The sequence below is a fragment of the Dongia soli genome (genome assembly GCF_034044715.1).
Classification (GTDB): domain Bacteria; phylum Pseudomonadota; class Alphaproteobacteria; order Dongiales; family Dongiaceae; genus Dongia_B; species Dongia_B soli.
In genome coordinates this window covers 86,899-99,933 of sequence record NZ_JAXCLW010000010.1, presented here as the reverse complement: position 1 = coordinate 99,933, position 13,035 = coordinate 86,899, and the positions used below count along the sequence as shown (strand labels likewise).

At 62.3% G+C, this 13,035-nt stretch carries 9 protein-coding genes; 4 read left to right on the top strand and 5 right to left on the bottom strand.

Going from position 1 to position 13,035, the window contains the following annotated elements:
- Positions 1–73 precede the first annotated feature (73 nt).
- A complete protein-coding gene (locus SMD27_RS21835) occupies positions 74–868 on the top strand; it encodes a transporter substrate-binding domain-containing protein (protein WP_320510569.1) in 795 nt (264 codons plus the stop codon).
- Between the two features lie 91 nt (positions 869–959).
- Complete coding sequence (locus SMD27_RS21830) at positions 960–1,874, top strand: LysR family transcriptional regulator (RefSeq protein WP_320510568.1); 915 nt, start codon at positions 960–962, stop codon at positions 1,872–1,874.
- Here the strand turns inward: SMD27_RS21830 and SMD27_RS21825 are convergent.
- From SMD27_RS21825 to SMD27_RS21805, 5 genes are all read right to left on the bottom strand, one after another.
- On the bottom strand, positions 1,871–3,304 hold the full coding sequence (locus SMD27_RS21825; protein ID WP_320510567.1) for an MFS transporter: 1,434 nt from the start codon (positions 3,302–3,304) through the stop codon (positions 1,871–1,873). The two genes, SMD27_RS21830 and SMD27_RS21825, sit on opposite strands and share 4 nt — an antisense overlap.
- Positions 3,305–3,502: 198 nt before the next feature.
- The gene (locus tag SMD27_RS21820) at positions 3,503–3,910 is read right to left on the bottom strand and encodes a hypothetical protein (protein ID WP_320510566.1); all 408 of its coding nucleotides are present in this window, start codon (positions 3,908–3,910) and stop codon (positions 3,503–3,505) included.
- A 92-nt stretch (positions 3,911–4,002) separates the two neighbouring features.
- Complete coding sequence (locus SMD27_RS21815) at positions 4,003–5,034, bottom strand: trans-3-hydroxy-L-proline dehydratase (RefSeq protein ID WP_320510565.1); 1,032 nt, start codon at positions 5,032–5,034, stop codon at positions 4,003–4,005.
- 77 nt (positions 5,035–5,111) lie between these two features.
- The gene (locus SMD27_RS21810) at positions 5,112–6,899 is read right to left on the bottom strand and encodes a gamma-glutamyltransferase family protein (RefSeq protein ID WP_320510564.1); all 1,788 of its coding nucleotides are present in this window, start codon (positions 6,897–6,899) and stop codon (positions 5,112–5,114) included.
- 484 nt (positions 6,900–7,383) lie between these two features.
- Positions 7,384–11,004 (bottom strand): hydantoinase B/oxoprolinase family protein, encoded by a 3,621-nt coding sequence (locus SMD27_RS21805; RefSeq protein WP_320510563.1) that lies wholly within the window; start codon positions 11,002–11,004, stop codon positions 7,384–7,386.
- Positions 11,005–11,162: 158 nt separating this feature from the next.
- Here SMD27_RS21805 and SMD27_RS21800 point away from each other — a divergent pair, with 158 nt between their 5' ends.
- Together SMD27_RS21800 and SMD27_RS21795 are read left to right on the top strand one after the other, a co-directional pair.
- Complete coding sequence (locus tag SMD27_RS21800; RefSeq protein ID WP_320510562.1) at positions 11,163–11,663, top strand: winged helix DNA-binding protein; 501 nt, start codon at positions 11,163–11,165, stop codon at positions 11,661–11,663.
- Positions 11,664–11,828: 165 nt separating this feature from the next.
- Complete coding sequence (locus tag SMD27_RS21795) at positions 11,829–13,007, top strand: ABC transporter substrate-binding protein (RefSeq protein WP_320510561.1); 1,179 nt, start codon at positions 11,829–11,831, stop codon at positions 13,005–13,007.
- Positions 13,008–13,035 lie beyond the last annotated feature (28 nt).

Below are 13,035 nucleotides of genomic sequence, written 5' to 3'. Positions count from 1 at the left end.
AGGTACGCAGCGGGCTGTAGGTGATATAGTCCTGCAATCCTGCGTAGCAACCTGACAGATTTCGGAGACCGGCATGAGCGGCGCCCATCCACGACCAACCTTTATCAGCGTGATTCTGGCCCTGGCGCTATCGGCTGCATCACCCGCTTTGGCGCGCCCGCTTTCCACCATTGAGACCGACGGCATTCTCAGGGTCGGGCTGACCGGCGATTATGCGCCCTTCTCCCTGCGCGATGCCCGGGGCAACATCGCGGGCGCCGATGTCACCATGGCGCGCGCTTTGGCGGATGCGCTCGGCGTGAAGCTTCTCATCGTGCCAACCACCTGGAAGACGCTGCAGGCCGATCTCCAGGCCGGGCGCTATGACATCGCCATGGGCGGCGTCAGCGTGACGCCCGACCGCGCGGCGATCGGCGATTTCTCCGTGCCGGTGATGCGCGACGGCAAGCGGCCGATCGTGCGCTGCGCCGACAAGGACCGCTATATCTCGGTCGAAGACATCGACAAGCCCAATGTGCACGTCGTGGTCAATCCCGGTGGCACCAATGAACGCTTCGCCAAAGCGCATTTCACCCATGCCGCCCTGACCGAACATCCGGACAACCGCACGATCTTCCAGGAAGTCGCCGAGGGCCGGGCCGATGTCATGGTGACCGACGGCGCGGAGGTCGATTACCAGTCGCGCCTGCATCCCGGCGTCCTCTGCCCGGCCGCCGTGCCCGATGCCTTCGATCACGCCGCCAAGGCCTATTGGATGAGCAAGGACCAGCCGCTGAAGGACGCCGTCGATAAATGGCTAACGGACTGCCTCAAGGATGGCTGCTACGAAGCCGCCCTGAAACAGGCGGCCGAGACGAAGACGGAATGACGGCACGTCGAAGATGGCATTAAGTGCAATGATTGGAATCTATCCCTGCATTTGACGCCATAGTTGGCCGGAACCATGCTATGCTTGCTGCATGGCACGACCTGATCTCAATTTGCTCACCACGCTGGATGTACTGCTGACCGAAGGCAGCGTTGCCCGCGCAGCCCGGCGGCTACGGCTCAGCCCCTCAGCGATGAGCCGGGCGCTGGCGCGGTTGCGCGACGCCACCGGCGATCCGTTGCTGGTCCGGGCCGGGCGCGGTCTGGTTCCGACGCCGCGGGCGCTGGAACTGCGCGACCGTGTCGGCCAGCTGGTCAAGGATGGCGAAGCGGTTCTGCGTCCCACCGAGATGCTCGATCTCAAGCAGCTTTCCCGCACCTTCACTTTACGCACCAGGGATGGCTTCGTGGAGAATTTCGGCCCGGCCCTCCTCACCCGGATCGGCAAGGAGGCGCCGGGTGTGCGGCTCTGTTTCGTACAGAAGTTCGACAAGGACAGCACGCCTTTGCGTGACGGAAGCGTCGATCTCGATACCGGCGTCACTGGCGAGATGACCGGCCCGGAATTGCGGGTGCAGGCCTTATTCCGGGATCGCTTCATTGGTGTGGTGCGACCGGGTCATCCCTTGAGCCGCGGCAAGGTCACCGCCGCCCGTTATGCCAGGGGGAAGCATATCAATGTGTCGCGTCGTGGCCTCGCCGAAGGGCCGGTCGATGCGGCCTTGGCGACGGCGGGCCTCGAGCGTGAGGTCACCACCATCGTCAGCGATTTCTCCGCCGCCCTCGCTTTGGCCCGGAGCGCCGATCTGATCGCCACGGTGCCCGAACGCCATACCGGCAACCTGCGCACCCGCCTCGTCAGCTTTCCCTTGCCGCTCGCGGTGCCCGAGATCGCGGTATCACTGCTCTGGCATCCGCGCCTTGATGCCGATCCGGCGCATCGCTGGCTGCGTATGTGCGTGCGTGAGGTCTGCACGGCGCAACCGGCGATGCGACGCGGCCGTTAAAGGCTATGGGGCATCGGGCGGCGTAGCGGCACGCCTCGACCGGCGACGGCGGTGACGAGCGCCACCACGATCAGAACCGTCGCCGCTGCGTAAGTGATCCGCATGCCGGCGGCCACGGCATCGGGATCGGCCGCCATCACATCATGAACATTCGCCGTCGCGGCTGCCGCGAAGATCGCCCCCATGAGCGATGCACCGGTGACCAGCCCCAGATTACGCGACAGATTGAGCAAGCCTGAAATGACGCCGCGCTGGTCGGCGCGGATATCGGTCATGGTGGCGGTGTTGTTGGCCGCCTGGAACAAGGCGTAATGGGCCGTGACGATGCTGATCGGCAGGACATAGCCGGCGACGCCGAGGCTCTCCGGCAGCGCGGCCACCGCGCCCAAACCCGCCGTCATGCCGGCGAGCCCCATGATCGTCGACCGCTGGGCGCCGAAGCGATCCACCAGACGGCCGGCCGGCATGCCGGCCAGCGCCGCGACCAGCGGCCCCGCCGACATCACCATCCCTACGAAGACAGGGTCCAGCCTCAGCGCATAAGAGAGATAAAACGGCCCGACCACCAGCGTCGCCATCATCACGGTCGAGACAAGCGCGCTCATGATGAGGCCGGCGCCCAGTTTGCGCTCGCAGATCATCGCCGGCCGGATCAAAGGCGAGGCGATTTTCGTTTCGGCGAGGAGAAAGACGCCGCCACCGATCGCGGCACCCGACAGCAAGGCGATATTCAGCGGACCGAAGGCGCCCTGCCCCAGGGTCATGGCAAGGGCATAGGCCGCAAGCGACAAAGCCAGCAGCAGCGTGCCGATCACATCGAAGCTGGCGCGTTGGCCGTTCGTGTCCTGACGATCGGCCGGCAAATGACGATAGGCCAGCAGCAGATTGAGAATGCCGAGCGGCAGATTGACGAGGAAGATCGAGCGCCAGCCGAAGCCGCTGATCAGCATACCGCCGAGCGATGGGCCGAAGCTGGTGCCGATTGCGGACATGGTGCCGAGCAGCCCCATGGCCCTGCCTGTCCTCTCCTTCGGTACCGTCTCGCCGACCATGGCGACGGCCAGCGCCATCATGGCCGCAGCGCCAAGTCCTTGTGCGACCCGGGCGATAAGCAGCAGCCAGAATGCCGGGGCGAGACCGCAGAGCAGCGAGGCTGCGGTAAACAGGCCGATCCCCGCCAGCAGCAACCGGCGCCGGCCGACGATATCGCCCAGCCGGCCGGCCCCGACGATGAGCGCCGTGATGGCGAGCAGATAGGAAAGGAGGATCCACTGCATGTCCTGGAAGGATGCGTTGAATGCTCGCGCCAGGCTCGGCAAAGCGACATTGGCAATGCTGGTGTCTAGCGAGGGCATCAGCATCGAGAGCGACAGGGCTGCAATCGCCCATGTGCTCGCGGTGGCCGGTGTGTCCGTGATCGTTTTCAACATGACCTCCGTCTCTGACAGCTCCGGTTCAGGAGCCATCACAGACGTAAGGCCTCACGCGATATGGCGGAAGGCGCAGCATGTGCAGGTTATTCGTGCGTCTGGCGCCATGTCCAACGGAGACAAGTCGGCAGTGGCCGAGACTTTAAAGTCAAGAGAATGCTCAAGAAGTCAACCGGCCGGAGATCCAGGAGATGTTGTTTACAGATCACGCAGTCGCTGCCGTGCGGCCCACACGATGAACAATTCTCTTTTAGAGCGATCCCAAGCGGAATGATCCCTTTTCCACAATGATTGTGGGAATAGGATCTTCTGAAACCACTGTTGCGAACCCAGTGTCGGAAGCGCATAGAAAGCGAAAAAGAGATAGCCGAAGATCCGTACCCAATTGGGAAAATACGGACTGACCCACCGGTGGACGGCTTCTGCGATCAATGCCACGGCGATCACAAACAGAGTGGGAATTGATAAGGCTGTCAGCCGCCAGAGCAGCCAGTTGATGAAGGATACGCAGAGATAACCGAGATGCTCGACAAGCATTTTTTTCAACCGATAAATATCGGTTGATACGAGTGCGGTTAAATCGCTTTTTCCGCCAACATCTGTCATGCAGCCCCCCGACCCGCATCTTATCATTTGGTGCATGGGGTGGACTGCGCGCCGGCTGGTCCACCATTGCCCTCGTCGCGCTCGTACAATCCTCAGCCGGCCACGGTTGGCCAGGTATCCGACAGACGATAGCCGCCGGGCCAGGGATCGGTCGGTTCCAGCATGTGTTGATGCGTGCCGGTGATCCAGGCGCGTCCAGCCAAGGCCGGCACGATGCCTGGCTTGGCGCCGATCCGGGTCTCCTTCACGATCTCGCAGTCGAAGCGCGAGCCGATAATGGAGCGGCCGATGAAACGGTCGCCGACCTTCAGGATGCCCTTGGCATGCAGCACGGCTAGCCGCGCGGAGCAGCCGGTGCCGGTCGGCGAGCGGTCGATCTTCCCCGGCCGGATGGCAACCGCATTGGCGCCACAGGCAATCCCTTCTTCCGTGGTCAGAGGAGCGGCCATCTGGCAGAAGGAGATGTGGTTCCAATCCTGCGTTGGATGACTGAAGCCGAGCTGTTCATTGGCCGCCTTGGTGATGCGCATGCCGAGCTGCGCGATATCCTTGGCCTCGTCGGGGCGGATCGCGAAGCCCAGCGCATGGGCATCGACGATGACGAAACTGTCGCCGCCATAGGCGGTATCGACTTTCAGCGTGCCCAACCCCTCCACTTCCAGCGGCGCGTCGAGCTTATCGGCGAAGGATGGCAGGTTCTGCACCCGGATCTTTTCGGCCTTGCCATTGCGGCAGGTGGCCACGATCTCGACCAGCCCGCCCGGCGCTTCCAGGGTCAGGCGGGTTTCCGGCTCCTGCATCGGGATGATGCCGCTATCGAGCAGCACAGTGGCGACACAGATCGAATTCGATCCCGACATCGGCGGTGTATCGGCCGGTTCCATGATAATCCAGCCCATCTGGGCACGCGGATCCTTGGGCGGCACCAGCAGGTTCACATGGCGGAAGACACCGCCGCGCGGCTCGTTGAGGACGAAGTTGCGCAGGGTCTCGTCCCGGGCGATGAAACGCGACTGCTCCCAGACGGTATCGCCCGGCGGCGGGGCGACGCCGCCGACGATGACATCGCCGACCTCGCCTTCCGCATGGCAGCTCACGACATGAACGACCTTCGACGTATTCATGATCCGCGCTCCAACGGCGGTTGCTTCAGACCATCGCAGCCTATCGTCGAACGCGACCGGCGGGAACCGATTTCTCCCTACCGCCCGATGGCATAAGCCTGCATCAGCCGCGGCGTCGCGGCTGCCCGCAGCAATCCATCGACATCGCGCCGGGACGCCGTCAGGCGGCCGACCGTCCAGGGATCGGTGACGGTCAGTTGATGTCCGCGCCTACGCAAGTCGTTCAGCACATGCTCGCCGATGCTGGCTTCGATGGTCATGTGACCCGGCTCGGCGGTGCGCGGGAAGAAGCTGCTCGGGAAATGCATCGAATGGAACAGCGGGGCCTCGATCGCCGCCTGCAGGTTCATCTGGTGATGCACATAGCGCAGGAAGAAGATCAACTGCCACTGATCCTGCTGATCGCCGCCCGGCGTGCCGAAAGCCAAAGTCGACCGTCCTTCATAGAGCGCGAGGGAGGGCGTCAAAGTGGTGCGCGGCCGTTTGCGCGGCGCCAGCGAGGTCGGCAGCCCGTCCGACAGCCAGAACATCTGCGCACGCGAATTGAGCGCGAAGCCAAGGCCTGGAATGACCGGCGAGGATTGCAGCCAGCCGCCGGATGGCGTGGTCGACACCATATTGCCCTCGCGGTCGATGACGTCGATATGAACCGTATCCCCCTTCTTCTCCGCGAGATGTGCCATGGTCGGTTCATAGACCGGGCCCTGGGCCGGCTCGATGCTGGCCAGCACCTTTTCGGTCAGCCCATGTTGCGCCTCGAAGCCCGGCAACTTACCGGCCCGCAGCTCCAGCGATGCCTGCGTTGTAATCTGCCGGCGGCGTTCGCCGTTATAGCCGTCCGACAGCAGATCGCCCACCGGCACCTTGCTGAATTGCGGATCGCCGTAATAGACCTCGCGATCGGCATAAGCGAGCTTCATCGCCTCGATCACCGTGTGCACGAAGTCAGCACCGTTCGGATCCATCGCGCCGAGATCGAAACCTTTCAGCAAGGCCAGCGATTGCAGCAGCACCAGTCCTTGGCTCCAGGGCTGGGTCTTGGCGACGGTCCAGCCGTGATAATCATAAGTCAGCGGCTCCTCGATTGTGGCCCGCCAGCTCGCCATGTCATCGGCGCTGAGAACGCCCTTGTGACGGCCGCCACTTTCATCCATCACTTCGGCCGTCTTCAGATAATCGGCAATCTTCTCGGCGATGAAGCCGCGATAGAAGGCGTCGCGTGCTGCTTCGACCTGGTCTTCCCGATTCTTCCGGCTCTCGGCCTCGGCGACCACCCGCTTCCAGGTTTCGGCGAGAGCGGGATTCTTGAAATTCGAATGCGGTTCCGGCGCCTGGCCGCCCGGCAGCCAGGTGGCGAAGGAGGTGGGCCATTCCTTCTCGAAAAATCCGCCCATGTTCTTGATCGCGTTCGATACCGCCGGCAGGACCGGATGGCCGTGCTCGGCATAATAGATCGCCGGCTCCAGCACATCGCGCACCGACATCGTGCCGTAATCACGCAGCATCAGCATCCAGCCGTCGAAAGCGCCGGGGATGACCGTCGCCAGCAATCCGTCGCCGGGAATGATCTTCAGCCCTTCGCTCTTATAATGCGCAATCGTTGCCTTGGCTGGCGCCGGTCCCTGGCCGCAAATGACCTCGACCTTGTCCTTCTTCTTCGAATAGATGATCGCCGGCATGTCGCCGCCGGCGCCGTTCAGATGCGGCTCGACCACTTGCAGCGCAAATCCCGTCGCCACCGCCGCGTCGAAGGCATTGCCGCCGCGCTCCAGAATGCGCATGCCGACAGCTGAGGCGATCCAATGGGTCGAGGTAACGACGCCGAAAGTGCCCAATATCTCGGGGCGCGTGGTAAAGGTGGTCACTTGCTCTTCCTTTCCGAGAACGTTCCAAGAAACCGGGAAAGAAGCGGACGCCGGAAACCTGACCGCCCGATGACATCTCCCCTGCACTCATCGTCCTTGCGCCGCACGCTTGCCGTTTTCCGGTCGGTGCCGCGTCGCCCGGCCAGCATAGGCATAGCCGAAAAGAAATTTAATGGACATAAAAGAATCGTGCGGGCGGAAAGATGGGCCGCCGGGATGCTTGCTCGCACTTGATCCGAGGTCCACGGAAGAGGCAGGCCGTGGTGCTAAAAATGATGAATTGGCGCGGCACAGGTAACAATCGTTAGTCGCAACCATGGACCCTCGGATCAAGTCCGAGGGTGACAACTGTGTTCATGGTTAGTGCTGTGCGATGATCGGTGGCATCATGATGCCAGCAATTTAGGGCACGGCGCACACTCCAACTCGCTTGTCACCCTCGGACTTGATCCGAGGGTCCATGGTGGCGACTGACGACCCCGCCCTATTTTGCCTCGGGCGCACCATAGCCGCCACCGGTCGGCGTGCGCACAATGATCGCCTCGCCGGCCTCGATGAAGGTCTGGTCGGCGCCCTGCAGGCGTTCGAGGCTGCCATCCTTGCGTCGGACGATGTTTTCGCCGAGTTGCCCGGCCTCGCCGCCCGCCAGGCCGAAGGGACGCACGCGACGATGGCCCGACAGGATCGCGCAACTCATCGGCTCCAGGAAGCGGATGGTCCGCGACGTGCCGTCACCGGCGCGCCAGCGACCGCGACCGCCGGAATTGGCGCGGATATGGAAGTCTTCCAGCACCACGGGGAAACGCAATTCGAGGATTTCCGGATCGGTCAACCGTGAATTGGTCATATGGCATTGCACCGCATGGGCGCCATCGAACCCTTCGCCGGCCGGTGCACCGGAACAGATCGTCTCGTAATACTGATATTTGTCGTTGCCGAAAGTGAGATTGTTCATCGTCCCCTGCGTGGCCGCCAGGCCACCCAGTGCGCCGAACAGGCAATTCGTCACCGCCTGGCTCACTTCCACATTGCCGGCTACCACGGCGGCGGGATATTGCGGCGAGAGCATGGAACCCTTGGGAACGATCAGATTGATCGACCGCAGGCAGCCGGCATTCATCGGGATATTGGCATCCACCATGACGCGGAAGACATACATGACGGCGGCGCGCGCCACCGGTTCCGGCGCGTTGAAGTTATCATCTCGCTGCGGCGAGGTGCCGGTGAAATCCACTGTTGCTTCACGTTTTGCGTGATCGACGCTGATCTTCACGCGGATGACGCAGCCTTGATCCATCTCGTATTCGAAGGATGAATCCGACAGGCGCGAAATCGTCCGCCGCACGCTTTCATCGGCATTGTCCTGGACATGGCCCATATAGGCATGCACGACATCCAGGCCGAAATGATCCGCCATGCGGCGCAGTTCGGCGATGCCCTTCTCATTCGCGGCGATCTGCGCCTTCAGATCGTTGATGTTCTGCACGACATTACGCACCGGATATTTGGCGCCGGTCAGCAGTTGCGTCAGTTCCTTTTCCAGGAAGCGGCCGCGATCCACCATCTTGAAGTTGTCGATATAGACGCCCTCTTCCTCGATGGTGGTTGCTTCCGGCGACATCGATCCCGGCGCCACGCCGCCGATATCGGCGTGATGGCCGCGGGAGGCAACGAAGAACAGGATCTTTTTACCTGCCGCATCGAAAAGCGGCGTCACGACGGTGATATCCGGCAGATGCGTGCCGCCGTTATAAGGGGCGTTGATCACATAGACGTCGCCGGGCTGAATATTGCCTTCATGGGCCTGAATCACGCTTTCGACCGAGCGGTCCATCGATCCCAGATGCACCGGCATATGCGGCGCATTCGCCACCAGGCGGCCATCGGCATCAAAGATCGCGCAGGAGAAATCCAGCCGCTCCTTGATGTTCACCGAATAGGCGGTGTTCTGCAGGGTTAGCCCCATCTGCTCGGCAATCGACATGAAGAGGTTGTTGAAGACCTCCAGCATCACCGGATCGGCCTGGGTGCCGATCTTCGGCGCGACCTGCGCCGCGGCGGTGCGATTCAGCACCACATGATTCTTCGCCGTGACCTCGGCCTCCCAGCCAGCTTCGATGACGATGGTCTGATGCGGTTCGACCAGCAGCGAGGGGCCGGCGAGGCGTGCGCCGGGGAACAGCGTATCACGTTGATAGATCGCCGCTTCATGCCAGACGCCCTGCGAGAAGAAGCGCGTCTCGGCCACCGGCTTTGCCGGCGCGCTCGACAACGACTGCTCGGGCTCCTCGGCCGGGGCGCCGCCGCCGATCGCCTCGACCGAGACGGCCTCGATGCTGAGGCGGCGCGTCTCGTCGATGAAGCCGAAGCGTGCCAGATGGGCGCGTTCGAAACTGGCGGTCATGGCGGCGATATCGCCGAATTCGACATCGAGCGAGGTATCCGTGCCGGCATACCGGATATGGGCCCGGCGGCGGTAGCTGATGTCGGCTTCCTCAACCGCCTGGCGGATCAGCTCGTCGCGCACATCGCCGGTCAGGCCGTCGAGGATTTTCCGGGCTGTCTCCAGCCCCGTCGCTTCCAGCGGCATTTCCACCGTGCGCTGGCGCGTCGCGCGGATATCGGCGAGACCCATGCCATAAGCGGAAAGCAGGCCCGAGAACGGATGGATGAGGATCGTCTTCATGCCGAGCGCATCGGCGACGAGGCAAGCATGCTGCCCGCCCGCGCCGCCGAAGGTCTGCAGCGCATATTCCGCCGTGTCATAGCCGCGCTGGACGGAGATCTTCTTGATGGCATTGGCCATGTTCTCGACGGCGATGCGGATGAAGCCGTCGGCCACCGCTTCCGGCGAACGCCCCGCACCCACCTTTGCCGCCAGCTCGGCGAAAGCCGCGCGCACCGCCGCCACATCCAGCGGCTGATTGCGCTCAGGGCCGAAAATCGCCGGAAAGAAGCGCGGATCGAGCTTGCCGGTCATGACATTGGCATCGGTGACGGCAAGCGGGCCGCCACGGCGATAGCAGCACGGCCCCGGATTGGCGCCAGCCGATTCCGGACCGACCTGGAAGCGCGAACCGTCGAATTGCAGGATCGATCCGCCGCCTGCCGCCACCGTGTGGATCAGCATCATGGGCGCCCGCATGCGCACGCCGGCCACTTCGGTTTCCAGCGTACGCTCATATTCGCCGTTGAAATGCGAGACATCCGTGGAGGTGCCGCCCATGTCGAAGCCGATCACCTTGTCGAAACCGGCGATGCGCGCCGTTTCCACGCAGCCGACCACGCCGCCGGCCGGACCGGAGAGAATGGCGTCGCGCCCCTGCACCAGATCCGCATCGGCAAGGCCACCCGAAGACATCATGAACATCAGCCGTGCATTGCCGTCTTTATCGCCATCGCCTCCGCCATCCAGTTCCGAGGCGACCTGATCGACATAGCGCCGCAGGACCGGCGAGAGATAGGCATCGACCACAGTGGTATCGCCGCGTCCCACCAGTTTGATCAGCGGGCTCACCTCATGGGAGACGGAAACCTGGGTGAAGCCGACCTGCCGGGCGATATCGGCAACCATCCGCTCATGCTGCGGATGGCGATAGGCATGCATGAAGACGATGGCGCAGGCGCGGATGCCCGTTGCGAAGGCTGCTTCCAGGTCGCGGCGGATGGCGGCCGCATCAGGCGCCGTCTCGACCGCGCCATCGGCCCTGATCCGTTCATCGATCTCGAGAACTCGCTCATAGAGCTGGCTCGGCTTAACGATCTTCTTTGCGAAGATTTCCGGCCGCGCCTGATAGCCGATCTCCAGCGCATCGCGGAAACCGCGTGTGATGACCAGCAGCGTCCGGTCGCCCTTGCGCTCCAGCAGCGCATTGGTCGCGACGGTCGTTCCCATCTTGATGGTGGCGATCTGCCGGGAGGGAATCGGGGTATTGGGAGGCACCCCCATCAATTCGCGGATGCCTTGGGTGGCGGCGTCGCGATAGGCTTCGGGGTTCTGCGACAGCACCTTATGGGCGCGCAGGGTTCCATCCGGGAGGCGGGCAATGATATCTGTAAAAGTGCCGCCACGGTCGATCCAGAAGTCCCATTTAGCCGATTTCATGATATGCCTCGATGATGCCGCAAGCTTCGTCATACAGATAAGTTATCGATAAAATGTCGTCGTTTTGTCAACCCGGCATCCCCGGGCGGCGCTTAACCAAAGTTATCGGAGACCAAGCCGTGTCTAAAAAACCGACCTCCCCCCAAAAAACGTCTTCGATGGGCCCCATCGTTTCATCGTCGTTCCTGGCCAGCGGCGCCCTGCCTGTCCTCTCCGAATTCGAGTTCGGCCTGATCTTGATCTCGCACGCTTTCCAGCGCTGGATGGTGCGCTGCATGGCCGCCGCCGGTTATCCGGACCTCTCCCCCATCGACGTGCTGGTGTTGCATTCGGTGCAGCATCGCTCAAAGCCGAAGCGGCTGGCCGATATTTGCCTCGTCCTCAATATCGAAGACACCCATGTAGTCAGTTATTCGGTGAAGAAGCTGGAGCGGCAGAAGCTGATCAGCAGCCATAAGCAGGGCAAGGAGAAGATGATCGCCATAACAGCGGCGGGCGCCAAGGCTTGCGAGCAGTACAAGGAGATTCGCGAGGCGCTCCTGGTGGAGCCGGTCATCTCGCTCGGTGTTGACGAAGCGACCTTATCGCGGATCGCCAGCCAGATGCGGACTCTCTCGGGTTATTATGATCAGGGCTCCCGGTCAGCGGCCTCACTATAGGATTGAAAGCTTCTTGGCGCTGGCTCTCGCGCGCCAGCTTTCGATTGGGAGATCACCCTGTCACCAGCGTTTTCTCTTTATAGTAATTCCTCGACAAATTATCGATATTTTGCCAACATCGTTAAAGGTCCGCAACCGGACCGCATGGGAGGAGAGACATAGAAAATGACCGCAGGATCGATTCAATTTAACCGCCGCAGCCTTTTGGCGGGCGCTTCCGCCCGAATCGGCGCGCTGAGCATGGGGGCGCTGGCGCTCCGGCCGGGTGCCGCTTTCGCCGCCGGCCAGACGGTAACGCTCGCGGATATTGGCGTCGGTGATCCCGGCGATTGGTCGGACTACACCAAGGCCACCGGCAACAAGGTCAATGTCGCGGCGATCGGCAACGGCCCTTCGGCCGTGCTGAACCAGTTGCTCGCCGGCGGCGGCCAGCAGACCTATGACATCATCAACATCGTCGGCGGCATGCAGAAGCCGCTGGTCGAAAACAAGCTCATCCTGCCGATCGATGTCAGCAAGCTGAAGAACTGGCAGAGCAACACCTATATCTCGTCTTATCTCAAGCCGGGCTCGAAGGGCTTCGACTTCATCGGCTATGACGGCAAGGTCTATGGCGTCCCCACCGTGCTGCAGGGCGATGCCTTCGCCTATCTGCCGGAGAAGACCGGCGGCACGCTTGATTCCTACGCCGCTTTGTTCGATCCGAAATTCAAGGGCTATGTGGCCATCGAGGACAACTACACCTCGGCTGGCCAGAAGACCGCGCTTTACATGAAAAGCGCCGGTCTCGCCGACATCAAGGACCCGGCCGATATGACGCCGGACGAGATCACCAAGGTGGTTGACTTCCTGATCCAGAAGAAGAAGGAAGGCCAGTTCCGCGTGGTCTGGTCCAGCTTCGAACAGGCCGTCAATCTGCTGGTGAACCAGGAAGTCTATGTGATGGATTGCTGGGAGCCGATGGTCTTCGCCGCCAAGGCAAAGGGCATCAACGCGGTCTATGCCCAGCCGAAGGAAGGCTATCTGCTCTGGGCCATGGCGGCCTATCTCGTCGCCGGCGACCGCTCGCCGGAAAAGATCGAGGCATCCTATCAGTTGCTGGATTACATGCTGAGCCCCGAATATGGCGCGGTCATCACCAGTATGCGCGGCTATATGACCAATCCGGGCGCGCCGGCTTACGCGGCGAAGTCGTCCAAATTCGACAAGGCGACGGCGCAGAAGGTTGCCGAGATCGATGCCGGGGTGAAGAAGAAGTTCGAATCCGGCGGCACCTGGCAGGCCCGCTGGCCGACTAATATCGAGACCTACGAAGAACAGTGGCAGCGTTTCAAAGCCGCGTAAGCGCCAATTTGGGACCGGGATTTCTGGG